The following is a 25,429-nucleotide window of genomic DNA, read 5'->3' as shown; positions in this document are numbered from 1 at the left end:
GCGAGGCGGCGTTCGGGGCTTCTCGCGGCGGGCGCGGTCGTGGCACCCTCGCGCGCCCATGAAACAAGCCCCCAGGTCCCTCGCGCTGCTGTTCGGGTCGTTCGCGCTGGCCTGCGGCGAGACCACGAGCCCGCCGCTCGTCGCCAGGCCGGAGCTGCAGGTGAGCAAGACGACGCCGCCGCCAGCGCCGGAGGCGAAGCTCGAGGCGAAGGACGAGACGAAGGACGCGACGAAGGCCGAGCCGCCGGCGGAGCCGGGCGAGCCGGCGGCGACGCCGACACCGACGTCGCCGCCGGCGCCGCAGGTGCCGGGGCCGGCGTTCTTCGCCATCGACAAGAAGGGGATCGTGCGGCTCGATCAGGGCAAGTTCACGCCGCTGGCGAACGGGCCGGACAGGCTGATCAAGAACCTCCACGTCGCCGACGACGGGGCGCTGTGGGTGGTCGGGTTCGAGACGATCTACAAGCTGCCGACGCTCGCCGCCGACGAGTTCAAGGAGGTCGCGCGCGGCGACTTCAAGGAGACCGGGACGATCGACGAGCTGTTCGTGACCGCCGACGACGACCTGTGGGTGGCGGGCTTCGGCGGGGTGTCGCACTGGGACGGCAAGGCGTGGACGCGCGAGGAGAAGGCGACGATCGGGGCCGGCGACGACATGGTCAAGGCGATCGCGGTCGACCGCGCGGGCAAGGTGTGGGTCGCTTCGTCGAACGGGATCCACGTCAAGGACAGGGGGACGTGGAGCACGCTCGACCTGGGGAAGATCAAGGACCGGCTGTTCATGGAGGGGATCGAGCGCGCGGCCGACGGGACGGTCTATGCGCTGGCGTCGGCGACGCTGATCAAGCTGGGGCCGGGGCCGGCCGACGCGGTGGCGGTCAAGCTCGGCGGCGGCAGCATCCCGTCGTACAGCGACCTGGCTCTCGGGACAGATGGCACGATCGCGGCGCGCAACCTGTTCGACCTCGTGATCTCGACGCCGACGACCACGAAGGTGTGGCGGAAGAAGGACTACATGTCCGAGGGCGTGCGAGCGCTGGCGGTCGACGCGGCGGGGCGGGTGTGGGTCGGGAGCGAGATCGGGGTGACGATCCTCGGGCCGGGTGACGCGAAGATCGAATGGCGGTCAGGCGCGGTGCCGGAGCTGTCGGGCGAGGTGGTCGGCGTGGCCGTGGCCGGCGCGGGCCCGGCCGAGCTGCCGACAGCCGGACCGATCCAGACGGGCGGGCTCAAGGGCAAGCTGCTGCGCGGCGGGCAGCCGGTGGTCGGGATCGAGGTCGAGCTGTGCCCGAGCCCGAGCATGATGTTCACCAAGTCACCGTGCGCCGACAGCTCGGTCAAGTTCGCCGGCAGGACCGACAGCAACGGCGAGTGGACGTTCGCGGAGGTGCCGCTCGGCGCGTACGGGATCGCCATCAACTCCGAGGGCAAGTGGCGGATCACGATGGGCTCGGACCTGGGGGTCGAGATGAAGCCCGGTGAAGTGTTCGATGTCGGCTCCGTGTCGCTCGACAAGAAATAGCAGCGAGGGGCCGCCACAGGACCGTTGGCGGTGCGCGGCCGGCTCCGGCGGCGAGCTCGCCCGCGGCGCCGCGGCAACGATCCCGCGGGGTTAGCCGCGAGCGACGAATCGCCGTTTGTAAAGCGAGGTGCCCGATCGCCGAGGTCGTCGCCGATGTAGGCGATTGCGGCAGCGTGCGCTTCGGGTCGCGATTGTGGAGACCCGCACGGGCGGCCCAGCCGCCGTCCGGAGCGCGCCGCGCTCGGCGATAACGGTGTTCCTCGGGCGATGGGCAGGCTTTCGCGGGCTTCTGGGGGGCGCGGGCGTCGCCCCGGGGTTGCGCATCTCCACACCGTCTCGTGGCAGTCGCGGACGAGGGGCGAAATATTCGGACCATGCGTCCCGGCGAATGGCCGGCGACCGAAGGAGCGACGAGATGCTGCGATTTGTCATGGTGTCAGCGACTACTTTTGGGTTCGCATTGCCGTTCGTGCTGTCCCAGGTGACCGCGGCGCGGCCGGCGACGGCGGAGCTACCGGAGGCCGAATTTTGCGGGGCCGACGATTGCAGCGACGACGAGCCGCCCGGGCTCGACCTCGCGCGGTGCGCGGGGCTGCAGTTCGGGTTCGAGGCCCGCGCGTGCGAGGTGCGGAAGGGGCCGGCGTGCCTGGTCTCCTGCACGTTCGACGCGGTCGGCCAGGGGTGCCTGAACGAGGTGGGCGACCGGGCGACGCCCCGCGACCTCGCGGCCTGTCAGACCGAGACCGTGGCGGTATGCCGCAGCCAGTGCGAGGTCGCCGGGGCCGCGTTCTGCGAGCGCGAGCGACCGAGCCAGGCATTCGCCGGTTGCGAGGAGGGGGACGAGGACTGCGTCGATTCGTACGCCGGCGGTGATTCGGCGGTGTTCGTCGATCTACTCGCGTGCATCGGCCCCGGCATCGAGGCCGGTTAATCGCCCCGGGACCGGCGCGCGCGCGTGACGGGTCCGCGTCCTGCACGCGGACGACGGGCCCGTCGCGGGCGGCTCCGGGGCCAGCGCGACCTGACGTCCTGGGGAGTGCGGACAGGTCGGGGGCCTCGGCGTCCGCCCGGGCGCGCGGCGGAGCGGGGGCCCACCCCCGCGTTTCGAGGCGAATCATCGCGGCCGCAGGGCGCTGCGGACGGAGTCGGCCGGGGGCGTCGGAATGACGCCCCCGGCGGCGCCGTCTTCGGCGCTCGCGGACTTTGGCTGAATGTCGAAAGTCGTGTGACGACTATGATCATTCGTGCGGGTCGCTACAGGCCGCGGTTGCGCGGCGAGGTCGTCGGCGTAGGATTCGGGGCGGCTCCGGAATGCACACCGGCGCCGCTGCGAAAGGACTCACCATGATGCGTAAGATGATGATGCTCGCCCCGCTCCTCGCGTTCGCCCTCCCGTTCGCGATCTCCGCGGAGGGCGAGGCGCGCCCGCTGGCCACGCCGGCGCCGGCGACCGAGTTCTGCTGGGGCGACGGCTGCGACGACGATTCGTTCGAGCTGCTGATCTGCGTCGCGGTCCAGCTGGCGGTCGACCGCGACTATGATTGCGAGATCCACCAGGGCCCGCAGTGCCTGGCGAGCTGCACGGCGGAGGCGATGACGCCGCTGTGTCTCGACGCGCTCGGCGACCGCGCGCGCTCGGCCTCGGCGCTGGGGGCCTGTCAGGCCGAGCGGGCGGCGACCTGCCGCAGCCAGTGCGAAGGCGACGGGGCGGCGTTCTGCACCGCGGGGGCGCGCTGGGACGACCACCACGACGATGACGACGACGGTCAGGGCAGCACGCCGATCTTCATCGACATCGAAGTGTGTATGTGGCTCGGCCTGCACGACTGACCGCCGCCGCCGACCGCCCGCACAGCCGCGCTCGCGCCAGGGAGCGAGCCGCGCGCCCGTCGGTCGGTCTTCCAGGGGCCCGGGGCGCGCAGGCGCTCCGGGTCGTTCGCGTCGCGCGAGAGGGAGATCCGAGATGGCGAAGAAGACATGCTTAAAAAAATGGCAGGCGACGCTGCGGCAGCGGGGGGAGCGGCCGCGACGGGCCCGGTGGGAGCGGCGCGGAGGGCCGGCGGAGGCGGTGACGGCGGAGCGCCGGACGCCGGGGCGGCGCCATCGACATGTCCCCGGGGCCATGTTCGATCGACGTCGGGGCGTCGGGGGCAGGACCCCGTGGGATGTCCCGAAGGACATGGAGGCCGAGGACGCCGTCGAGCAGCGGCGGCGATGCGTCGGGGCGCGGGTCCGCTGGTCTGTCCCGAAGGACATAGAGGCCGAGGACGCCGTCGAGCAGCGGCGGCGATGCGTCGGGGCGCGGGTCCGCTGGTCTGTCCCGAAGGACATAGAGGCCGAGGACGCCGGCGAGGCCGTCGCGGACGACCGCCGCGAGCGCCGGCGTCCCGCCGCAGCGGAGAGCGGCGGTCTTGGCCGGGCGGGCGGGCGAGGGTGGGGCGGCGCGCGGGTCCGCGGCGAGCGCCGGCCTGCTCTTTCGGCCAGGTCGAGGATCCGCGGCCTCCGCGGCGGCGCCCAGGCGCTGCGACTTCGAGCCCGACCACGGGACGCCCGGCGGCGGGCGGAAGCCGTTCGTCCCGTGCGTCGCCCTCGCGGGCGGGCAGCGCGGCGACGGCGGGCGGGTGGCGAGCGGACGGGCGGTGACGACCCCGGCGATGGTGACCGCGGGCCGCCGCGGGATCGCGGGTCCGCGGCTCGAGCCGCGCGCGCCGAGGGCTGGCGCGCGGCGCAGCGGCGGCGGCGGCGGGGCACCGGCGCGAGAGGTCGAGGCGCGCATCGCTCACGGGCGGCGATGGTGCGGCGAGCAGGTGTCCGCGAGGTAATCCGGGCTGTGGTTCGGAATTGCAGCGAGCGGGGCGGCGGGCCCCGTCGGGCGAAAGCGCGCATTGTGCGGAGGACGCTTCCCGCTGGCATCGCGCGGGCGAACTGCATAACGTCGGCCGACGAGCATGCAGGGTCGACGACAACCGCACGAGTCGACGCTGTCGGAGACGGCGGAGATCGTCTACGACCGCGACTTCACGGCGCCGCAGCGGTTCGCGCCGGCGCTGGTGGTGTTGTGGTCGCACGACGAGCCGGAGCGGGTCGGCGAGGTCGTGGTGCTGCCGCCGACGGCGCGGGGCATGAGCTTCACGCTCGGGCGGGCGATCGAGAGCTACGAGGACGGCTCGCTGCCGCTGACGCTGCGGCGGCTGCGGCCGTTCTCGAGCGAGGAGCGCGGGCCGTTCCAGGCGGCCCGGGTGTCGCGCTGGCAGATCCGCATCACGCTCGAGCAGGGCGACGAGCTGGCGGTCGAGGGCATCGGCAAGGGCGAGCTGCGGATCAACGACCAGCCGACCCGCGAGGCCGCGGTCGCGCCCGGCGACACGATCGAGGCGGTCGGTCGGTTCGTGCTGCTGGTGACGCGGCGGCCGCTCGACTGGCCGCGGCCGGGCGGCTGGCCCGACGTGTTCCCGTTCGGCACGGTCGACCGGTTCGGGCTGGTCGGCGAGTCGCCGGCGGCGTGGCTGCTGCGCCAGCAGATCCTGTTCCTGGCCCAGCGCGACGGGCACGTGCTGGTCGAGGGGCCGAGCGGGGCCGGCAAGGAGCTGGTGGTGCGGGCGATCCACGCCGCCTCGAGCCGCGGCGCGCGGCCGCTGATCGCCCGCAACGCGGCGACGATCCCCGAGCGGCTGATCGACCCCGAGCTGTTCGGCAACCTCAAGGACTATCCGAGCCCGGGCACGCCCGATCGCAGCGGGCTGTTCGGCGACGCCGACCGCTCGTCGCTGTTCCTCGACGAGATCGGCGAGCTGTCGGAGACGCTGCAGGCGAGCCTGCTGCGGGTGATGGACAGCGGCGAGTACCAGCGCCTCGGCGACTCGTCGATGCGCGCCGCCGACGTGCGCGTGCTGGCGGCCACCAACCGCCAGCCCGGCGAGCTCAAGCACGACTTCCTGGCCCGCTTCGCCCACCGCGTCGGCGTGCCCGGCTTCGGCGAGCGACCGGAGGACGTGGTGCTGGTGGCGCGGCACCTGCTGCGCGGGTTCGCGGCCCGCGACCCGGCGATCGCCGAGCGCTTCTTCGTCGGCGGCGAGCCGGTGCTCGGTGCCCGCCTGGTGGTGGCGCTGGCGCACCATCGCTTCAGCGCCCACACCCGCGAGCTGACCGAGCTGCTGTGGCGGGCGATCGCCACCAGCTCGGGCTCGCTGCTCGACCTGCCGGCCGATTTTGTGGTCCGCCCGGCTACCCCGCCGCCGACCGCCGCCAGCGCCGATTCGACCGACCCGCGCGAGCTGTCGCGCGAGCAGATCGTCGCCGCGCTGGCCCGCGTCGGCGGGGTGCGCGACCGGGCCTGGCGCGAGCTCGGGCTGCGCAGCCGCGACCAGCTCAAGCGGCTGCTGAAGAAGCACGACATCTCCTGAGCCCGCCTGTCCCGAGGGGCAGGCGGACAGGGCGCGAAGGACATGTCCATGGAGACATGTCACGAGCCGGGCCCGCTGGAATCTGTCATATGTCTCTCGGGACATATCGTCGCTCGCCCGGTCGTCTTGGCCGGCTGCGAGCAATTCCTACCGGCGGCGGGGCCGGCCCGCGCAAGCGCTGCGGGTGGTCGTCGCCGGCTCGCGGGCTACGCTTGGCGGCAGGAGGTCGTATGTCGAACTTCGGCGGGCTGATGGGTTGCACGATCGCGGGGCTGCTGATGACGGGCGGGTGCGCTCCGCCGACGGAGCCGGCCCCGGGGGGCGAGCCGGACATGTCGGTCCAGTACGTGGTCGCGGGGCGGCCGATCGAGACCGACGAGGGGCTCTACGTGCTCGAGTTCTCGCCGTTCCCCAACAGCAACTTCGCCTGGCCGTCGGTGCCGGGGCGGACGCGGGTCGCCCTCGACGTGCGCACGGGGCCGGACTTCATGGACGACGACGACGAGTCCACGATGGAGACGCCGACCTACCCGCTGATGCTGACGTTCGAGGCCGTCGACCCGCCGACCGGGGCGACCGCCTCGGCGTTCTTCCCCGAGGGCTGGCCGACCAACTCCGAGGGGACGCAGTGGACCCTCGCGCTCGATCTCTCCGAGCCGGGCGACTGGGTCCTGCCGATCTCCGTGGCCGACGGCGACGGCCACATCGACCGCGTGCGCGTCACGTTCCGCGTGGTCGCGCCGACGCCCCCGGACGGCCGGCCCGCGCGCGTGCCGGGCTAGGCGGGCGAGGGTGGGTCATGTCCGATCGAGCATGTCCGAACGGGCAGGCTCGATCGGGCATGTCCAAAGGTGCAGGTGCGCCGGGGCTCAGAAGTTGGCGTTGTCGGCGGTGACCAGGGCGTTGATCTTGTTGCGGGCGGTGTCGCCGGCGGTCTTGCCGAGGGACACCGTCTCCTCGTAGTTGTCGTTCTTGCCGGTCTGCCACTCGTCGCTGGGGATGAAGTAGCCGAGGGCGTCGCCGGTGTTGCCGAGGATCAGCTTGTGCGGGGCCTTCATGGTCTCCTTGATCGCCAGGCCGTTGCGGGTCAGCGACTCGCCGGGGAAGGCCACGCCCTGGATCTGGGTGCCGAGGCGGAAGTAGGTGCTCTGGGTGGTGACGACCTGCGACAGGCCCATCGACTCGAAGTCGAACTGGAGGATCCCGAGCCCGGCGGCCAGCTGGAACAGCAGGTTGTCGACGCCCTGCTCCCACTCGGTGTGCGACCACACCAGCGAGCCCTCGACCGGCTCGGCGGTCTCGACGGCGGCGATGGCGAGGTCGGCGAGCAGCTCGCCGTAGGCCTGGGCGCGGGCGAAATCGTCGGGGTACTCGCCGGCGGGGACCTTGGGCGTGGCGTCGCCGAGGGCGCCGTTGAACAGGCTGGCGGGCGCGCCGAGGGCCGCCTCGATCTTCTGGACCGAGTAGCCGACGTAGTCGCACGAGATCTCCTTGTTGCCCTCGCCGAGGATCACCGGGTGGGCGGCGAAGTTGACGAGCGTGCCGATGCGCTCGCCGTCGAGGTCCTTGGCGTCGAGGATCGTCATGTCGTCGTCGGTGAAGCCCCAGCCGCGGCGGTTGTTGTTGGGCGCCTTGACGGTGGCGACCGCCAGCGTGGCCGGGACGCGGGCGTCCCACGCGGCGGCCATGCTGTGGGCGATCTCGTCGTTGATGTAGTCGCGGTAGTCGCCGGGCACGCCGCCCCACAGGCCCATGAGGTCGGGCGCGGAGTGGCTGTGGGTGGTGCCGACGAGGATCTGGCCCTCGTCGAGGCCGGTGAGCTCGGCGACCTTCTGGCGCACGGCGCGGGTGTTCTGGTTGCCCATGCCGGGCAGGTCGACGATCGACATGATCACGCCGCCGCCGTCGCCCTCGATGGCGAAGCTGCGGGCGAAGATGGCGTCGTGCACGCCCTGGGCCGGGCCGCGCGTGAACGGGGCCCCGTAGGCGCCCATGTAGACGTTCTTGTTGAGGTGCGCGTCGGTCGGCGAGACGTCGGCCGTGTGCACGCCGATGAGGAAGCCGTCGATCACGCCGCCGGTGGTGGTGTCGGGATCGCCGGTGGTGGTGGTCGTGTCGGGCCCGTCGGTGGTGCTCGTCGTCGTCGAGGTGACGGGGCTCGAGGTCGTGGTCGTGTCGTCACCGGTGGTGGTGGTGGTGCCGGTGGGGCTGCCGGTCGTCGAATTCGAGGTGGTCGGGTCGACGCTGGTGCTGGTCGGGCCGGGGTTGGCGGTGGTGCCGGTCGAATTGCCGGGGCCGGTCGAGGTCGAATCGTCGGTGCCGGTGCTGGCGCCCGGGTCGCTGCCGCCGCAGGCGAGGGAGAGGAGGAGCGGGACGAACAGCAGACAGCGGGTCGACATGGGAGTGGACGGTCACCATAGCGGAAGCCCGCCGGCGCTCGCCAGGGGTCGGCGCGTCGCCGGGCTCACGCGGGCGTGCGGACACGCGGGGCCGTCGATGCACGCGAACCTCGAGGCGCGCTGGCGTCGTGCAGCGGCTCACATGTCATCGAGAGCGGCGCGTGGCGAGGGCGAAGCCGACCGTGAGACGCACGGTGGATTGCGAGCCGTGATGCGCCCGGCCGGCGACAGCTCGCGGCGGCTCCGCGCTCGCGGAAGTGAGCCGGGGTCGGCCGCCTGGCGCCATCCTCGTGCTCGGGTCGCAGGTGGGCGGTATTTATGCAATCGGGTTGCAAGTGGATTCGGATTGCATTACGCCTGAGGCATGCGCCTCGATCGCAGCGAAGACCGGCCCGTGTTCGTCCGGCACCACCAGGTGGGCCGCTGCGTCGGCCCGCAGCGGCCGGTGGTGCACGGCTTCGCGGCGGTGGTGTTCTACGTCGACGGCCGCGCCGAGGTCGAGCAGCGCGGACGCGTGCGGGTCGAGGCCGGGGACGTGCAGCTCGTGCCGGCCGGCGAGGCGCACCGGACGATCTGCGGCGGCGGGGCCGAGGCGTGGGGCGTCGGCTTCGACCCGGTCTACCTGGCGGCCTCCGAGCACGCGGCGCTGCTCGAGCCGTTCGAGCGCGTGCGGGCCGGCGCGGCCGCGGTGCTGCCGATCCCGGGCCCGCGTCAGGAGCACCTGCGGCGGGTGATCGCCGAGCTGCGCGAGGAGTCGTCGCAGGCGCCGACGGCCCTGCAGGCGCAGGTGCAGCGCAGCCTGTTGACGCTGGTGCTGGCCGAGGTCGTGCGCGCGGCGCCGGCGGGGGACCCGTCGTCGGCGGCGCCGGTGGTGGCGCAGGCGCTGCGGTTCATCGAGCGCCGCTGCCTCGCGCCGATCTCGCTGCGCGACGTCGCGGCGGCGCTGGGCCGCTCGCCGGCGTACGTGACGACGGCGCTGCGGCGGGCCACGGGCCGCACTGCCCACCAGTGGATCGCCGCCGGGCGGCTGGCAGAGGCCCGCCGGCGCCTGCTCACCAGCGACGAGACGGTCGAGGCGATCGCAGGGCGGGTCGGCGACCTCGACCCCACGCACTTCATCCGTCTGTTCCGCCGCGAGCACGGCTGCACGCCGGCGGCCTGGCGCGCGGAGCAGCGGCGCGCGCGGGCCGAGTGATTTTTTTGTTGATGTCCTTGAGGACATTTGCTCGAGGACATGGCCTCAAGAGCATGTCCTCGAGGACATGAGGCGCGGTCACTCGAGCTCGCCGCGCAGCGCCAGCTCGGTCGTCAGGCCGTGGTTGATCGCGGCACCGGCGAGGTAGCCGGCGGCGGCGGAGAAGATGGCGCCCTGCAGGCCGGTCGTGAGGTCGCCGGCGGCGTAGATGCCCGGGCGCGAGGTCTGCTTAAAATCGTCGACCTTGACGAAGCCGTGCTCGTCGAGCGTGAGCCCGAGGCCGGCGACGATCGGGACCTGATGCTGCTTCGGCCGCACGAACAGGCCCTCGATGGCGATCCGGTCGCCGTCTGTCAGCTCGGCCGCGGTCAGCGTGCCGGCGCCGACCAGCCGCTTCAGCTTGCGCGGCTCGATCGCCACGCCGGCCTGCTGCAGGTGCGCGCGCGTGTCGGCGGGCACGGCGAAGGCGTCGTCGGTGAACACCACGACCGTGGGCGACCAGCCGCGCAGCAGCAGCGCCCACTCGAGCATCGCCGGGTCCGGGCACAGGTAGCCGAGCGGCCGCTCGCGCAGCTCCCAGCCGTGGCAGTAGGGGCACAAATGCACGCTGGTGGCCCAGAACTCGGCGATGCCGGGCAGCGGCGGCAGCTCGTCGACGAGGCCGGTGCACAGCAGCACGCGGCGCGCGGTCACGCGGGCGTCGCCGGCGAGGGTGACGGCGAAGGCGTCGGGGGCCTGCGCGGCGATGTCGAGCACCCGGGTGTCGCGCACGACGACGCCCGGATAGGCGGTCAGCTCGGCGCGGGCGATCCGGCGGAACTCCGCGGGCGGCGTGCCGTCGCGGGTGACGAAGCCCTGGATGTGGGCGGCGGCGAGGTTGCGCGGCGCGCCGGCGTCGCACACGAGCACGCGCTTGCGGGCGCGCCCGAGCGCGAGGGCGGCGCTGAGGCCGGCCGGTCCGCCGCCGACGATGACGATGTCGAAATCCATGGTCGAGCCCTCCTGCGGGGGCGCGACGGGCGAGCGGCGCGAGCACCCCAGCAGGCCGGTCAGCCCGGCCCATCCGAGCAACCGCCGCCGCGTGAGGCCTCCGCGTCGAGTCCGTCGCGTTCGCATGCCGCCAATGTCGGCCTGGCGTCGCATCGGCGCCAGGGCGCGGGTTTGCCTGCGATCGGTCGATCTTTGCCCGGTCGTCGCGGTCGGCCGCGGGGGAATGACATGGCGACATGAACATGTCGCAATGGACATGTCATTTCAGCGGTCCGCGCGGCGCCAGATCTCCACCTTGCCGAAGCGCAGGCCGTAGTCGCGGACGTAGTGCGCGGCGAGGAAGCGGCGCAGGGCCGGGAATTCGTGCTTCGGGGCCGTGCCGCCGATCGCCACGAACGCCGGCGGAGCGGCGGCCAGGTCGCGCAGGAGCTGCTGCGCCCACGGGCCGTCGGCCAGCATCTGCGGCGGGCCGGCGGGGGTGCGCCAGGTGTCGTCGGGCGTGGTGGTCAGCAGGCCGAGGGTCTTGTAGACGCGGCTGGCCGACAGCCGGCCGCTGTAGGCGTGCACGCCCCACAGGTGCCAGCCCCACACCCAGATGGTGTCGTCCGGGCCGGTGCGGTCGCCGAGCCAGCGACCGATCGCGCGGGCGCCCTCGTCGTGCGGGCGGGCGCGGTCGTCTCGCGTCAGGCGCACGGCCCAGGCGGCGCGCACGGTCAGGGCGAGGATCAGCGGGGCGAGCACGAGGCGCGGCCAGCCGCGTCGCCACGGGGCAGCGGCGCAGACGCCCCACGGCGCGGCGGCGAGGAGGCACAGCGGCGGCAGGACGCCGAGCCAGTAGCCCTTGTAGAAGCGCAGGCCGGTGGCGGCGGCGGCCACGGCGGCGGCGGTCCAGGCGAGCAGGAAGCGGGTGGCGCCGGGGACCTCGCGGCTGTCCTTCGAGACATGGGATGGAGTACCTTGGGACATGTCCTTCGCGGCATGTCCTCGAGGACGGGCGGTCAGGGCCAACAGCGCCAGCGCCAGCGGCAGGGCCAGGAAGTGGACCGCCGCCGCGAGCAGCTCCCAGGCGGCCCGCGCCGGCGCGGTGGCGGCCGTGTTGCGGGCGATGTACTCGAAGCCCCACGGGTTCCACACGTAGCCGCCGAGCAGCGCGCCGAGGTGGCCGCGGGCGAGGTAGTGCAGGCCGACCGGCAGGTGCGCGAGCAGGAAGCCGGCGAGCACGGCGAGACCGGCCCGGAGGTCGCGGCGCCCCGGCGGGCACACGGCCCAGAACAACACCGGCAGGAGCACGACGCCGGAGGGCTGCTTGCACAGCGCGGCCAGGCCGCACATCACCCCGCCCAGGAGCCATGTCCCGAAGGACCTGCGCGAAGAGACAGGTTCTTCGCGCCAGGCGGCCGCCCGCGCCGCGCACAGCCCGGCGGCGATCGCCGGCAGCTGGGCCCAGGTGACGTAGTTGGCGTCCATGCTGTCGAGGTGGGCGTCGTGCAGGGCGTACAGCGCGGCGGCGACGACGGCCGCGCGGGCGCCCCACAGCCGCCAGGCGAGCACGGCGAGCACCAACAAGGAGGCGAGGGCGACCAGGTTGGCGGCGATCTGGAAGGCGGCGATGTCACGCCCGTCGGGGCCGGCGAGCACGGTGGCGAGGTAGAAGGTGCCCGGGGCCTTGAGCTCGATCGCGTCGACGTAGGGCAGGCCGCCGGCGCGCAGGAGCATTGCCTCGTAGAGGATCCCGCCGACGTCGTGGGAGGCGAACCCGCCCTCGCGGAAGCCGGGCAGGCGGACCAGGCACGACAGGCCGGCGATGCCGGCGAGCGCCAGGGCGGTGCCGATTTCGCGGCGGGCGAACACGGGCGGCGATGATGCCCGAAGCGCGGGCGTGCGGGCTGCTGGCCGCTCGCGCGCTAACGCTCGCGAGCGTCGGCCGCGCTGCGGCGCATATGGGGCGGCGACTCGCAGTGGGGCCGCGGGCCCGCGCCGCGGAGGGGTTGTATGCGTGCGCCGATCTGCAGGAGATTGGAGCGATGCGATTGTCCTCGAGCTTGACGGGTGCGAGCGGCCTGTTGCTGACCCTCGCCGGCTGTCCGACGCCGATCGTCGCGGCGCCGGCGACGACCACCGACGGCAGCAGCAGCAGCACCAGCGAGGGCGGCGAGGGGCCGACGACCGACGCGACACCGACGACGGGGCCGAGCGAGGAGCCGACGACCGGCGAGCCGGAGGAGGTGTTCGCCGGCGTGATCGCCTCGGCGGTGCGCACGTATCGGCCGCGTGACGCGGCCGAGGTCGTGGTGACCCGCGATCCGCTGCTCGATCACGCATCGATGGCGATCGTCGCGGTCGGGCAGACCTATCCGGCGCTGTTCTCCGAGGAGAAGGCGCGGCTCGAGTTCGCGGGCGTGCCGGAGGCGGTGTATCAGCTGCGCACGCGCAGGCCGGCGGAGCCGGAGCTGCCGGACGCGCCGGGGCAGCAGCTCGTGTTCGTCGCGCAGGCGCGCAAGCTCGGCAACTACGCGGGGATCTTCGCCGGGCGGCCGGACGTCGCGGCGACGGGGGAGGCGGCGACGGGGCTGACGCTTTCGGTCGGCGATCTGGCGCCGCTCGGGCCGGAGGATCAGTTCGAGCTCTACTCGCACGACGCCGACGCGCTGATGCTGCAGTTCCCCGTGCTCGATGCGGAGGACACGTCGGGCTCGCCGCAATTGGGGGCGACGGAGATCGATGCATGGACGATCGCGTGGCGGCCCGACACGGGCCGCGGCGGCTGGCCGCTGGTCGATGCCACCAAGGGCGACGATCTTTGGCTCGGTCACCTGGTCGCGGGGCCGCTGGTGGCGGCGCCGACCGGGGCCGAATTGCAGGACCCGTGGTCGTTCGCCCAGCGCTACGTGCTGGCGGAGGCGGCCGAGCTGTCGTTGCCGGCGATGCTGCCGGGGGCGACGACGGCGGCGACCGGCTCGTTCGCGCCGGTCGCCAGCGAGGTGGTCAGCGTCGACTTTCGCGCCAGCGAGTTCATGGCCGAGCTGCAGATCTACGACGCCGACCTCAAGTCGGTCGGCTGCTCCGTGGCGGCCGTGCTCGAGCCGGGCACGGAGCACCCGATCACCGGCATGACGCCCAACCTCGGCGGCTTCAACGTGTACGGGCTCGACGCGCCGACCGATCCGGCGTGCATGGGCGAGGACTGCGCTACGATGTTCGTCACCCCGGGCGACCGCGTGCTCGAGCTCGAGTTCGGCGACCGAAAGATCGACGGCACGCCGACGCTGGTGGTGCAGTGCACGCGCTACGTGTTCGTCAAGGACCCGGGCGGCGGCGGGGTCTACGACTACGTGGCGGCCGACCTGAGCGTGCAGGGCCGACTCGACGAATTGACGCAGGCGCCGATCGTGCCGAAGCTCGGGCTGGTCCGCGACCTCGCGGTCAACGGCACGGCGGTGGCGCCCGATGCTTCGCTGGCGGGGGTCGGCGTCAATCCGACGATCAGCTTCAAGCCGCCGAAATTCGGGGCGCCCGATGTCTACACGATCACGATTCGGACGATCGACGACATCGAGGGGATCGACGGGCCGATCCTGCGCCGCTCGCTCGGCAGCATCCGCACCGAGTTCACCGAGGTGACGATCCCCGACGGGTTCCTCGAGCCGGGCGGGCATTATTATGTGCAGGTCACCGCGGAGCGCGGCCGCGGCATCAGCGAGGCCCACGCCGATTCGCATGACATCTGGCGCTCGCGGGCGATGACCGGGGTGCTCACGCCGTGAGAGCCGCAGCTACCGGGCTGGACCGTCCGCGGTGAGCGTGCGCGGCGGCGGGCGGGCGCGTACACTCGCGGGCCCGTGAGCCCCAAGGACCCGCTCTCGCTGTTTCATCCGCCGACGCGGCGGTGGTTCGCGGACGCGTTCGGGGCGCCCACTTCGGCGCAGGCGGCGGCGTGGCCGGAGATCGCGGCGGGGCGGTCGACGCTGCTGCTGGCGCCGACCGGCTCGGGCAAGACGCTGGCGGCGTTCCTGGCGGCCATCGATCGCCTGATGTTCGCGCCCGAGCCGCCGCCGGAGCGGCGCTGTCGCGTGATTTACGTGTCGCCGCTCAAGGCGCTGGCGGCCGACGTCGAGCGCAATTTGCAGCGGCCGCTGGTGGGCATCGCCGAGGTGGCAGCAGCGACGGGCGCGGCGTTCCATCGGCCGACGATCGGGGTGCGCTCGGGCGACACGACCCAGGCCGAGCGCGGGCAGCTGCGGCGAACCCCGCCCGACATCTACATCACCACGCCGGAGTCGCTGTACCTGCTGCTGACCTCGAACGCGCGCGACGGGCTGCACGCGGTCGAGGCGGTGATCGTCGACGAGATCCACGCGGTCGCGGCGACCAAGCGCGGGGCCCACCTGTTCCTGACGCTCGAGCGGCTCGATGCGCTGCGCCGCCGCCACGATCCGGCCGCGCCGCCGCTGCAGCGCATCGGGCTGTCGGCGACGCAGCGGCCGCTCGAGGAGGTGGCGCGCCTGCTGGGCGGCGGGACAGTCGACGCCGCCGGCGAGTGGCAGCCGCGGCCGGTGACGATCGCGGCGCCGCCGGGCAAGAAGGCGTGGGCGCTGACGATCGAGGTGCCGGTCGAGGCCGAGGCGGGCGCAGCAGGGCCGGCCGGCGAGCAGGGACATGGGGCCGCGGCGGGGGAGACAGGGTCGAAGGGACATGCTCCGAAGGGCATGCTCAAGGAGACAGCTCCCGAAGGACATGTCCGAGAGGGCATGTCGGAAGAGACATCACCACGCAAGCGCGGCCGCGCCGCGGCGGCGCGGCCGGGCAAGCGCAGGCCGGCGGGCGGGGGGCTCGCAGGCGCGGGGAAGTCGATCTGGCCGTCGATCGTGCCGCGCCTGGTCGAGCGGATCCGGGCCCACCGCTCGACGATGATCTTTTGTAACAACCGCCGCCTGGCCGAGCGGCTGGCGGCGGCCATCAACGACCACGCGAAGGAGGAGATCGCGCTGGCGCACCACGGGGCGGTGGCGCGCGACCGCCGGCAGATCCTCGAGGCGCGGCTCAAGGCGGGCGAGCTGCCGGCGATCGTGGCGACTTCGTCGCTCGAGCTGGGGATCGACGTGGGGGCGGTGGAGCTGGTGATCCAGATCGAGTCGCCGCCGTCGGTGTCGGCGGGGATCCAGCGGATCGGTCGCGCGGGCCATCAGGTCGGGGCGGTGTCCCGCGGGGTGCTGGTGCCGAAGTTCCGCGGCGACCTGCTGGCGTGCGCGGCCGCGGCCCCGCGGATCGTCGCCGGCGAGGTCGAGCCGATCGCCTACCCGCGCAGCCCGCTCGACGTGCTGGCCCAGCAGGTGGTCGCCAGCGTGGCGATGGACGCGACCACGGTCGAGGCGCTGCACGCCGAGGTCCGCGGGGCGGCGCCGTTCGCTGACCTGTCCCGAGAGACATTCGAGGGGGTGCTCGACATGCTGTCGGGCCGCTACCCGTCCGACGAGTTCGCGGAGCTGAAGCCGCGCATCACCTGGGACCGCGACTCGGGGGGGCTCACCGCGCGCGCCGGCTCGCGCACGCTGGCGGTCGTCAGCGGCGGCACGATCCCCGACCGCGGGCTCTACGGGGTGTTCCTGCGCGGCGAGCCGGGCGCGACGGCGCGGCGGGTCGGCGAGCTCGACGAGGAGATGGTGTTCGAGTCGCGCGTCGGTGACGTGTTTCTGCTCGGGGCGTCGTCGTGGCGCATCGAGGAGATCACGCCCGATCGGGTGATCGTCAGCCCGGCGCCGGGACAGCCGGGCAAGATGCCGTTCTGGCGCGGCGACGCGGTCGGCAGGCCGGCCGAGTTCGGGCGCGCGATCGGCCGACTGACGCGCGAGCTGGCGGCGGCGACCCCGGCGGCGGCCCGGCGCAAGCTGACCCGCGAGCATTTCCTCGACGACAGGGCGACCGAGGACCTGCTCGACTATGTGCAGGCGCAGACGGCGGCGACCGGCGAGGTGCCGAGCGACGAGGCGATCGTGGTCGAGCGCTGGCGCGACGACGTCGGCGACTGGCGGGTGTGCGTGCTGTCGCCGTTCGGGGCCCGCGTGCACGCGCCGTGGGCCACGGCGGCGCTGGCCCGCATGCGCGAGGCGAGCGGCGAGCAGGTCGAGGGGCTGTGGGCCGACGACGGGCTGGTGTTCCGCTTCCCCGACGCGGAGGCGGCCCCGGACATGTCGGCGCTGCTGCTGGCGCCGGAGGTGATCGAGGATCTGGTGGTGCAGCAGCTCGGGCAGACGGCTGTCTTTGCGGCCAGGTTCCGCGAGAACGCGGCGCGGGCGCTGCTGCTGCCGCGGCGGTTCCCGGGCCGCAGGGCGCCGCTGTGGGCCCAGCGCAAGCGGGCGGCCGATCTGCTGAGCGTGGCCGGGCGGTTCGGCTCGTTCCCGATCGTGCTCGAGACGTTCCGCGAGTGCCTGCGCGAGGTGTTCGACCTGCCGGCGCTGCGCGAGCTGCTGCGCCAGGTGCAGTCCCGCGAGCTGCGGGTGGTGATGGTCGACAGCGAGCGGCCGTCGCCGTTCGCGGGGTCGCTGCTGTTCGGCTACGTCGGCAACTTCATGTACGAGGGCGACGCGCCGCTGGCCGAGCGCCGGGCCCAGGCGCTGGCGATCGACACCGGGCAGCTGCGGGCGCTGCTGGGCGAGTCGTCGCTGCGGGAGCTGCTCGACGCCGAGGCGATCGCGGAGGTCGAGGCGGGGCTGCAGCGATTGACGCGGCCGGCGACGTCGGCCGACGGGCTGCACGACCTGTTGATCGCGCTCGGAGAGCTTTCACGCGCAGAGGTGGTGGACCGCTGCGCGCCGCCGGAGTCGGCGGGGGCGTGGTTGGGCGAGCTGGTGGCGGCCCGCCGGGTGTTCGTGGCCGAGAAGCTGGCCGATGGGACAGGTCGATTCGCGGCGGTCGAGGACGCGGCCCGGCTCGAGGGGGCGCTGGGCGTGGCGCTGCCGGCGACGGTGCCGAAGGCGCTGCGGACCCCGGTCGCCGACCCGCTCGGCGACCTGGTCCGCCGGTTCGCGCGCACGCACGGGCCGTTCACGGCGGCGGCGGTGGCGAGTCGCCTGGGCCTCGGGACAGGTCTCATCGAACATGTCCTCAAGAACATGGCGGCGGAGGGCCGGGCGATCGCCGGCGAGTTCACGCCGGGCGGCACGGGGGCGGAGTGGTGCGACCCGGAGGTGCTGCGGCAGATCAAGCGGCGCAGCCTGGCGCGGCTGCGCAAGGCGGTCGAGCCGGCGCCGCAGGCGGCCTATGCCCGCTTCCTGACCCGCTGGCAGCATTTGCAGCCGCGCCTGCGCGGGCGCGAGGCGCTGCTGCAGGTGGTGGGGCAGCTGCAAGGGACGCCGCTGCTGGCGTCGGCGCTCGAGACGGAGGTGCTGCCGGCCCGACTGGTCGACTACCGCGTGGGCGACCTCGACGGGCTGTGCGCGGCGGGCGAGGTCGGCTGGCTCGGGCTGGCGCCGGTGGGCAGCGGCGACGGCCGGATCGCGCTGTACCTGGCGGACCAATTGGACATGCTCCGAAGGCCAGGTACGGCGGTGGAGGGCGAGCTGCCGGCGAAGATCCGCGCGGTGCTGAGCGAGCGCGGGGCGCTGTTCTTCAGCGACCTGGCGCCGCTGGTCGGCGGCTTCGAGCCCGACCTGCTGCAGGCGCTGTGGGACATGGTGTGGGCCGGCGAGCTCAGCAACGATACGCTGGTGGCGCTGCGCAAGCTGGTGTTCGGCTCGGCCAGCGACCGCCGCCGCGGGGCGCCGCCGCCGAGCCCGTTCCGCGCCCGCCGGCTGGGGCCGCCGGGCTCGGAGGGCCGCTGGTCGTTGATCTGGCCGCCACGACATGTCCTTTCGGATATGTCTGAAGGGTCAGCCGGCGTGAGCGCGCTCGAGACGCGGCGCCGCCACGCGCTGGCGCAGTCGCTGCTCGAGCGCCACGGGATCGTGACGCGCGAGGCGGTCCAGGCCGAGGAGATCGCGGGCGGGTTCTCGGCGGTCTACGAGGTGCTCAAGGCGATGGAGGAGGCGGGCAAGGTCCGCCGCGGTTACTTCGTCGACGGGCTGGGCGCGGCGCAATTCGCCGTACCTGGCGCAGAGGACAGGTTGAGGGCGCTGCGCGATCCGCCGGCCGAGCCGGAGGCGATCGTGCTGGCGAGCACGGACCCGGCCAATCCGTACGGGGCGGCGCTGGCGTGGCCGGAGCACCCGGGGGCGCGGGTTGCTCGCGCGGCCGGGACGTCGGTGGTGCTGGTCGACGGGCTGCTGGCCGCCCACGTCGGCCGGGACGCCCGCAGCGTGGTGCTGTTCACCCCGGCCGAGGAGCCGGAGCGCTCGCGGGTGGCGGAGGCGGCCGCGCGAGCGCTGACAGGGCTGCTGTCGCCGAGCCGCCGGACGTTGCTCATCGGCCAGGTCGACGGGACGCCGGCGCAGGAGTCACCGTGGCTGCCGCTGTTCGAGCGCGCCGGGTTCGCGGCGACGAGCCAGGGGCTGTTCGCCCGCTTCGCCGGCGAGCAGCTTTGAGTCACGCGACCAATGTCCTCGCGGACACGCGTGGGCGGAGCTTGCGAAGGGTCGCGGCGAGTGCCGAATCTTCCGGCGCGGGGAGAGTGACTCGCCGGATGTCCTCGGGGACAGGTCGAGAGCCACGCGCAGCGCTTGCGTGTGCGAGCGGTCAGGTCGCCGCGGGTGCCGGGTTTTCCGGCTCGGGCAGGAAGAGGTGACCGACCGGCAGCTCGATAGCCTCGAACGGGGCGATGCGGACGCGGGCGGTCTCGTCGTAAACGCCGATGCTCTTCCACCCGCCGCCGACGAGCGCATAGGCTTCGAGCAGGCGCGCCTCGGGATCGACGAGCCAGTAGTGAGGGACGCCGTGGCGGGCGTAGAGCTGAAATTTGTGCAGGCGGTCGCGCTTGGTCGAGGAGGGGGATAGGACCTCGCAGATCCAGTCGGGGACCACGTCGATCGGGAGCGAATCGTACCGACCGTCGAGGCGAGGGCGGAGCCAGCCGATGCCGTCGGCCCGGACGATGTCGTGGTCCGTGAAGCGGACGTCGAGGTCGGTGGTGACGATGTACCAGCCTCCCGGACCGTCGTCGTCGAAGTCGAAAGGTCCGCCGAGCAGTCGACCGAGCCCGCTCCGCACGTAACAGTGACCAAAGGTCGCGCTCGGCTGGGTCACGAGCTCGCCACCGAGGACCTCTGACTTGACGTCGTCGGGGTGGGCGACGAGGTCGGCATAGGTGGCGGCGGTCACGAAGTGAGGATACCACGGGTGCCGCGGGCGTGTTCCGGCGGCCTGCGGCGATACACTCGCGCAGCGGCATGAGCGAGCAGGACAGGGTGATCGTGATCGGTTCGGGGCTCGGGGGGCTGGCGGCGGCGATCCGCCTGCGGGCCCGCGGCCACGAGGTCCTGGTGCTCGAGGCGATGGACCAGCCGGGCGGGCGCGCCGCGGTGTTCGAGCAGGACGGGTTCTCGTTCGACGCCGGGCCGACGGTGGTCACCGCGAGTCACCTCTTCGACGAGCTGTTCGCGCTGGTCGGGCGCGAGCGGCGGGACTACGTGCAATTCGTCCCGGTCGATCCGTTCTATCGCGTGCTGTTCCCCGATGGTTCGGCGTTCGACTACGTGGGCGACGAGGCGCGGCTGCTGGCGCAGATCGAGCAATTCTCGCCGCGCGACGTCGACGGCTATCGCCGGCTCGCCGCCCAGGCCCGCGAGATCTTCGACATCGGCTACACCGAGCTGGTCGACCGGCCCTTCGATCGCTTCGGCGACATGCTGAAGATCGTGCCTGACCTGGCCCGGCTCGGCTGCTGGCGCTCGATGTACGAGTGGGTCAGCCGGTCGATCGCCGACGAGCGGCTGCGGCAGGTGTTCACGTTCCAGCCGCTGCTGATCGGCGGCAACCCGTTCCGCGCGCCGGCGATCTACGCGCTGATCCACTGGCTCGAGCGCAAGTGGGGCGTCGAGTTCGCGCTCGGTGGGACGACGGCGATCGTCAAGGCGATGGTGCGCCTGTTGGACGAGCTCGGGGTCGAGGTGCGGCTCGGCGCGTCGGTGGCGGAGATCGAGGTCGAGGGCGGGCGGGCGACGGCGGTGCGCACGGCGGCGGGCGAGCGGATCGCCTGCGGAGCGGTCGTCAGCAACGCCGACCCGGCGACCGTCTACACCCGGCTCGTGGCCCCGCGGCACCGTCGGTGGAACAACGACTTCCTGGTCAAGCGCAAGAAGCTTTCGATGGGGCTGTTCGTCGGCTACTTCGGCACCGACCGCACCTGGCCCGAGCTGGCGCACCACACCATCATCCTCGGGCCGCGCTACCGCGAGCTGCTCGAGGACATCTTCGAGCGCAAGATCCTGGCCGAGGACTTCTCGCTGTACCTGCACGCGCCGACGCGGACCGACCCCAACCTCGCGCCGCCCGGCTGCGAGGCGTTCTACGTGCTTTCGCCGGTGCCGAACACCCAGGCCGAGGGGCTCGACTGGGACCGGCTCGGCGCGGACTACTTCGGCAAGATCGTCGATTTCCTGTCCGAGCAGCACGTGCCGGGCCTGCGCGAGCACATCGTCACCCGCAAGCACGTGACGCCGCGCTACTTCGAGACGACGCTGCAGTCGTACGGCGGGGCGGCGTTCGGGCCTGAGCCGCGGCTGACCCAGTCGGCCTACTTCCGCTATCACAACACCTCCGAGGACGTGCGCGGGCTGTATTTCGTCGGCGCCGGGACCCACCCGGGGGCGGGCATGCCGGGGGTGCTGTGCTCGGCCAAGGTGCTCGAGCGGGTGATGCCGGAGCCAGGTCGCAAGGGACATGTCGCAAGAGACATGCGAGGAGCGGGCCGATGAGCTACGACCGCGCGCGGGTGGTGGCCGAGAGCCGGGCGACGCTGGCCCGGCACGCGCGGACGTTCGACCTGGCGGGCTGGTTCCTGCCGGCGGAGCGGCTCGACGAGGCGGCGGTGGTGTACGCGTTCTGCCGGCTGGTCGACGACGTGGTCGACGAGGCGCAGGCGCCGGGCGAGGGGCTGGCGGACGTCGGGGCGATCGAGGCCGAGCTCTCGGGGGCCGCGCCGGCGCGGCCGCTCGTCGCGTGCTACCGCGATCTGCTGGCCGGCTGGGGCGTGCCGCTGCGCGTGGCCCACGAGCTGATCGCGGGCGTGCGCGCCGACGCCGGGCCGGTGGCGCTGCCCGACGACGCGGCGCTGCTGCGCTACTGCTACCAGGTCGCGGGGACCGTCGGGCTGATGATGTGCGGGGTGATCGGCGCCCGCGATCCGCAGGCCACGCCGTTCGCGCTCGACCTCGGGATCGCCATGCAGCTGACCAACATCGCCCGCGACGTCGCCGAGGACGCCGGGCGCGGGCGGGTGTACCTGCCGGAGACGCGGCTCGATTTCGCCGGCACCAGCCCGGCGGCGCTGCTGGACGGGACGGCCGGGCGCGAGGCGGTGGCCTCGGTGGTGCTCGACGTGCTGGCGCTGGCCGAGCGCTACTATGCCAGCGCCGACGCGGGGCTGCGGTTCATCCCGTGGCGCACGCGGCTGGCGATCGTGGTGGCCAGCCGGGTGTACCGGGCGATCGGGCTGCGGCTGCGGCGTCACGGCGGCGACGCGCTGGCCGGGCGCACGGTGGTGCCGGCGCTCGAGAAGGTCGTGTGGACGGGCGCGGCGCTGCTGGCGTTCGTCCGCGGGGCGCTGCGTCCGCAGGGCGAGGCCCACGATCCGGGGCTGCACCGCCTGATCGCCGACCTGCCGGGCACCGACGCGGGCGCGCGCACGCCGGCGCGCGCGAGCCGCGGCGGGCGCGTGCTCCAGCTGGTGCGCGAGGTGTTCTGATGGCTGGCGCGGCTGGTCGAGAGGGCATGTCCTTCGGGACCTGCGCGAAAGGACCGGTGCGTAAGAGCATGTCCTCGGGGACAGATTGCGGCGAACGACGAGCGGCCGCGGTCTCCTCGAGAGGGTGTCCCGGAGGACAGGTCCTCGGGGGCATGAGCGGGCGGGCGAGGGGGCATCATGGCGAGTGACGGTGCGATCGCCGGGGTCGTGTTCGACCTCGACGGCACGCTCTACGACAAGCGGCCGGTCGAGCGGTTCGTGATGACGCGCATGCTGCCGGCGCTGCCGCGGCTGTGGCGGTACACGCGGGTGCGCACAGGGCTCGCGGGGGTCGACTTCGACGACGCCGGGACGCTGGCGCGCGAGACGTTGCAGCGGCTCGCGGGCGACCCGGGCAAGCAGGACGTCTGGCGCCGGTGGATCGCCGACAGCTACGAGCCGCAGGTGCTGCGGGCCGTCGAGCGGGCCGGGCGGGCCTACCCCGGCGCGGCCGAGCTGCTGCTGCGGCTGCGCGCCGGCGGCCTGCGGCTCGGGCTCGTCAGCGACTATCGCGGCGCTCACGACCGTCTGCGCGCGCTCGGCATCGATCCGTCGCTGTTCCACTTCTCGCTGGTGACCGAGGAGCACGGGGCGATGAAGCCGGCGGCGCGGATGGCGGCGCGCACCCTGGCGGGCATGGGGCTGGCGGGCGAGCGCATGGTCATGGTCGGCGACCGGGCGTTCGCCGACCAGAAGTTCGCCGAGACCTGCGGCATGCGCTTCTTCGGCGTCCTGGCCGGCGGCGACCCGCCCGACCCGGCGTGGACGCCGTGGCCCGGGGTGCGCGCCCGGCTTTCCGCGCTGCTGCGCTGAGGGTATGGTCGGGCATGCGAACCGCCGTGATCGCCGCGATCGCCGGGGCCCTGGTCGGGTGCGGGAAGCCGCCCGCCGGGTCCCCGGGACAGGACCCGAAGAACATGTCCGAGAAGGCAGGTCCTGAGGGACATGACCACGAGGCCAGCAAGGAGCGGGCCTTCCACGCCCAGGAGCACGAGGAGGAGGCGCAGGCCTACTCCGACCACCGCGGGCGCGGGCACCACAAGGGCCATCGCTTCACCGATCCGGCCGAGTGGACGGCCCAGTTCGACAGCCCCGAGCGCGCGGCCTGGCAGAAGCCGGACGAGGTGGTCGCGGCGCTGCAGTTGACGCCGGCGATGACGGTGGCCGACCTCGGCGCGGGCACCGGTTACTTCACGGTGCGGCTGGCCGCGGCGGTGCCCCAGGGGCGTGTGATCGCCAACGACCTCGAGCCCGGCATGGTGCGATGGATCGGCGAGCGCGCGGCCAAGGAGGGGCTCGCCAACGTGACCACGGCCCAGGGCGACGTGGCCGATCCGAAGCTGCCTGCCGGCCTCGACGTGGCGCTGATGGTCGACACCTATCATCACATCGACGAGCCGACGCGCTTCTTCGGCAAGGTCCGCGAGGCGCTGAAGCCCGGCGGGCTGTTGGTGGTCGTCGATTTCAAGAAAGACGCGCCGGATGACGCCCCGGGGCCGCCGGCGGCGATGCGGGTCGACGACACTCTGGTGGCGGCGCACCTGACCAAGCTCGGGCTCACCCACGAGCGGACCGACCGCGAGCTTTTGCCGTACCAATACCTGGTGTTCATGCGCAAGCCGGGCTGAGGCCTGCTAGGCTGCGCGGCATGAAGCGCGCGTGGTTTCTGGGGGTGTCGCTGCTGGTCGGCTGCGGGAACGAGTTCGAGCCGCGCGACGGGCGGTGGAACTTCCTCCCCGGCGAGACGATCGACGAGAGCTGCGGGTCGATCACCGACATGCTGTCCGGCGACTTCGTGCTCACCAACGAGAACGGCGGCACGTTCACCATCCTCGCGGACAACACCACGGGGGTGTTCGCGTGCGAGCTGTCGGGCAAGGAGTTCGACTGCCCGGAGCACCTGCTGCGGGCGAAGATCAGCATGACCGACGTGACCCTCGACGTGACGACGACCGAGGTCGGCAGCTTCACGTCGGAGACCGTCGGCAGCGGGCGACGCGACGCGCGGGTGGTCTGCAACGGCTCGCAGTGCTCGCTGGTGGCGGCCGTGGCGAAGGTGAAGTTCCCGTGCACGGCGGCGTTCGAGTTCATGGTCGAGCACGCCGATTGACGCGGCGCGCATGACCTTCGGGGCATGTTCTCGGGGACATGCCCCCGGGGACATGCTCGCAAGCGCCTCACTGCGGCGGGGCGGCGGCCTGCTCGACGCGGCCGAGCACGTGGACCGCGGCGACGACCGCGGCCGGACGGAAAACCAGGGCGACGAACGGCACGGCGATCATGGCGGCGACGCCGAGGCCGAGGCCGAGCGCGAGCTCGGGGTAGCGGGCGACGAGCTCGAGCTCGCGCCGCCAGGGCCGACTGAGCCGGCGCAGCAGGCCGGAGCAGCGGCGCAGCAGCGGGAACTGCCACAGGCGCACGAACCACGGGTCGACGGGCACCAGCGCCGTCTCCTTGGCGGCGGCGGGGTCGACGGTGTGGCCGTTGTCGAGCGCCTCGACGACGATCCAGTGCAGGGCCCAGAAGCCGCCGACGGCCCAGGCGATCCACACGAAGCCGTCCGCGGCGTCGGGCCAGAACGCCTGCACGAGCTCGAAGGCGAGCCAGACGGGGACGAGGCCGATGGCGAGCAGGACGGCCTGGCGGGCGGCGTCGCCGATGGCGGTCCACAGCCGTGGCATCTCGGCTGTCCTAGGGGACAGGCCGAGCGGGACGCGGGCGGCGGCGGCGAGGCGGCGGTAGGTCTTGCCGAACAGGATGACCGGAGCCGGGGCGAGGGTGACGAGGGTGGTGAGGAAGACCTCGAGCCGTCCGGCGGCGTCGTCCTCGGCGATGAAGGCGACGAGCACGCAGAAGCCGGCGAACAGCAGCACGGGCCTGGCGGCGGCGCGCAGCAGGGCCGGCTCGCGCACGACGACGCGCAGGCCGATCAGCGGCTGCGCGAGGCCCCAGGCGAGCAAGGCGAGGCCGCGGCGGGCCGGGAGCGGGCCGGGGGCGAGCCAGGCGGTCGAGGCGAGGGCCGGCGGCGCTTCGGTCGGGGCGGTCACG

18 protein-coding genes are annotated in these 25,429 nt (G+C 73.3%); 13 read left to right on the top strand and 5 right to left on the bottom strand.

Features of this window, described 5'->3' with window-relative positions; genetic code table 11:
• The first annotated feature begins 58 nt into the window (after positions 1-58).
• The 5 genes from POL25_RS10215 (at position 59) to POL25_RS10195 (ending at position 6,707) form a co-directional block, all read left to right on the top strand.
• Positions 59-1,522, top strand: coding sequence for a ligand-binding sensor domain-containing protein (locus POL25_RS10215; protein ID WP_272085753.1), 1,464 nt, complete (start codon positions 59-61; stop codon positions 1,520-1,522).
• Positions 1,523-1,952: 430 nt separating this feature from the next.
• On the top strand, positions 1,953-2,453 hold the full coding sequence (locus POL25_RS10210) for a hypothetical protein (protein WP_272085752.1): 501 nt from the start codon (positions 1,953-1,955) through the stop codon (positions 2,451-2,453).
• Positions 2,454-2,866: 413 nt separating this feature from the next.
• Complete coding sequence (locus POL25_RS10205; protein WP_272085751.1) at positions 2,867-3,352, top strand: hypothetical protein; 486 nt, start codon at positions 2,867-2,869, stop codon at positions 3,350-3,352.
• 1,118 nt (positions 3,353-4,470) lie between these two features.
• On the top strand, positions 4,471-5,925 hold the full coding sequence (locus tag POL25_RS10200; protein WP_272085750.1) for a sigma-54-dependent transcriptional regulator: 1,455 nt from the start codon (positions 4,471-4,473) through the stop codon (positions 5,923-5,925).
• 230 nt (positions 5,926-6,155) lie between these two features.
• Complete coding sequence (locus POL25_RS10195) at positions 6,156-6,707, top strand: hypothetical protein (RefSeq protein WP_272085749.1); 552 nt, start codon at positions 6,156-6,158, stop codon at positions 6,705-6,707.
• A gap of 87 nt (positions 6,708-6,794) precedes the next feature.
• Here POL25_RS10195 and POL25_RS10190 read toward each other — a convergent pair whose 3' ends face one another.
• Positions 6,795-8,324 (bottom strand): hypothetical protein, encoded by a 1,530-nt coding sequence (locus tag POL25_RS10190; protein ID WP_272085748.1) that lies wholly within the window; start codon positions 8,322-8,324, stop codon positions 6,795-6,797.
• A 364-nt stretch (positions 8,325-8,688) separates the two neighbouring features.
• Between POL25_RS10190 and POL25_RS10185 the strand changes: the two genes are divergently transcribed.
• Positions 8,689-9,519, top strand: coding sequence for an AraC family transcriptional regulator (locus POL25_RS10185; protein ID WP_272085747.1), 831 nt, complete (start codon positions 8,689-8,691; stop codon positions 9,517-9,519).
• Between the two features lie 78 nt (positions 9,520-9,597).
• Here the strand turns inward: POL25_RS10185 and POL25_RS10180 are convergent, their stop codons facing one another.
• Complete coding sequence (locus POL25_RS10180) at positions 9,598-10,509, bottom strand: NAD(P)/FAD-dependent oxidoreductase (protein WP_272085746.1); 912 nt, start codon at positions 10,507-10,509, stop codon at positions 9,598-9,600.
• A 264-nt stretch (positions 10,510-10,773) separates the two neighbouring features.
• Positions 10,774-12,360 (bottom strand): glycosyltransferase family 39 protein, encoded by a 1,587-nt coding sequence (locus tag POL25_RS10175; protein WP_272085745.1) that lies wholly within the window; start codon positions 12,358-12,360, stop codon positions 10,774-10,776.
• A 173-nt stretch (positions 12,361-12,533) separates the two neighbouring features.
• On the opposite strand from POL25_RS10175, the gene POL25_RS10170 reads away from it, so the two are divergent.
• Both POL25_RS10170 and POL25_RS10165 read left to right on the top strand, forming a co-directional pair.
• On the top strand, positions 12,534-14,273 hold the full coding sequence (locus tag POL25_RS10170) for a fibronectin type III domain-containing protein (RefSeq protein ID WP_272085744.1): 1,740 nt from the start codon (positions 12,534-12,536) through the stop codon (positions 14,271-14,273).
• Positions 14,274-14,348: 75 nt separating this feature from the next.
• Positions 14,349-19,025 (top strand): Lhr family helicase, encoded by a 4,677-nt coding sequence (locus POL25_RS10165; protein WP_272085743.1) that lies wholly within the window; start codon positions 14,349-14,351, stop codon positions 19,023-19,025.
• Between the two features lie 151 nt (positions 19,026-19,176).
• On the opposite strand, the gene POL25_RS10160 is transcribed toward POL25_RS10165, so the two are convergent.
• The gene (locus POL25_RS10160; protein WP_272085742.1) at positions 19,177-19,758 is read right to left on the bottom strand and encodes a Uma2 family endonuclease; all 582 of its coding nucleotides are present in this window, start codon (positions 19,756-19,758) and stop codon (positions 19,177-19,179) included.
• Positions 19,759-19,826: 68 nt separating this feature from the next.
• Between POL25_RS10160 and POL25_RS10155 the strand changes: the two genes are divergently transcribed.
• The 5 genes from POL25_RS10155 to POL25_RS10135 all read left to right on the top strand — a co-directional run bounded on the left by POL25_RS10155 (position 19,827) and on the right by POL25_RS10135 (position 24,491).
• Positions 19,827-21,353, top strand: a complete 1,527-nt coding sequence (locus POL25_RS10155) for a phytoene desaturase (protein ID WP_272085741.1) — start codon at positions 19,827-19,829, stop codon at positions 21,351-21,353.
• Entirely contained in the window at positions 21,350-22,342 is a 993-nt protein-coding gene (locus POL25_RS10150) for a phytoene/squalene synthase family protein (protein ID WP_272085740.1), read from the top strand. Before POL25_RS10155 ends, POL25_RS10150 begins: the two co-directional genes overlap by 4 nt.
• A gap of 177 nt (positions 22,343-22,519) precedes the next feature.
• Complete coding sequence (locus POL25_RS10145; protein ID WP_272085739.1) at positions 22,520-23,194, top strand: HAD family hydrolase; 675 nt, start codon at positions 22,520-22,522, stop codon at positions 23,192-23,194.
• Positions 23,195-23,208: 14 nt separating this feature from the next.
• The gene (locus tag POL25_RS10140) at positions 23,209-24,009 is read left to right on the top strand and encodes a class I SAM-dependent methyltransferase (protein ID WP_272085738.1); all 801 of its coding nucleotides are present in this window, start codon (positions 23,209-23,211) and stop codon (positions 24,007-24,009) included.
• A gap of 20 nt (positions 24,010-24,029) precedes the next feature.
• Complete coding sequence (locus tag POL25_RS10135; protein ID WP_272085737.1) at positions 24,030-24,491, top strand: hypothetical protein; 462 nt, start codon at positions 24,030-24,032, stop codon at positions 24,489-24,491.
• 67 nt (positions 24,492-24,558) lie between these two features.
• On the opposite strand, the gene POL25_RS10130 is transcribed toward POL25_RS10135, so the two are convergent.
• Positions 24,559-25,428 (bottom strand): hypothetical protein, encoded by an 870-nt coding sequence (locus tag POL25_RS10130; RefSeq protein WP_272085736.1) that lies wholly within the window; start codon positions 25,426-25,428, stop codon positions 24,559-24,561.
• Position 25,429: the final 1 nt, after the last annotated feature.

The organism is Nannocystis bainbridge (assembly GCF_028368995.1).
GTDB classification, from domain to species: Bacteria; Myxococcota_A; Polyangia; order Nannocystales; family Nannocystaceae; genus Nannocystis; species Nannocystis bainbridge.
Note: the sequence above shows the minus strand (reverse complement) of the source record. Positions and strands in the feature narration are given on the sequence as shown.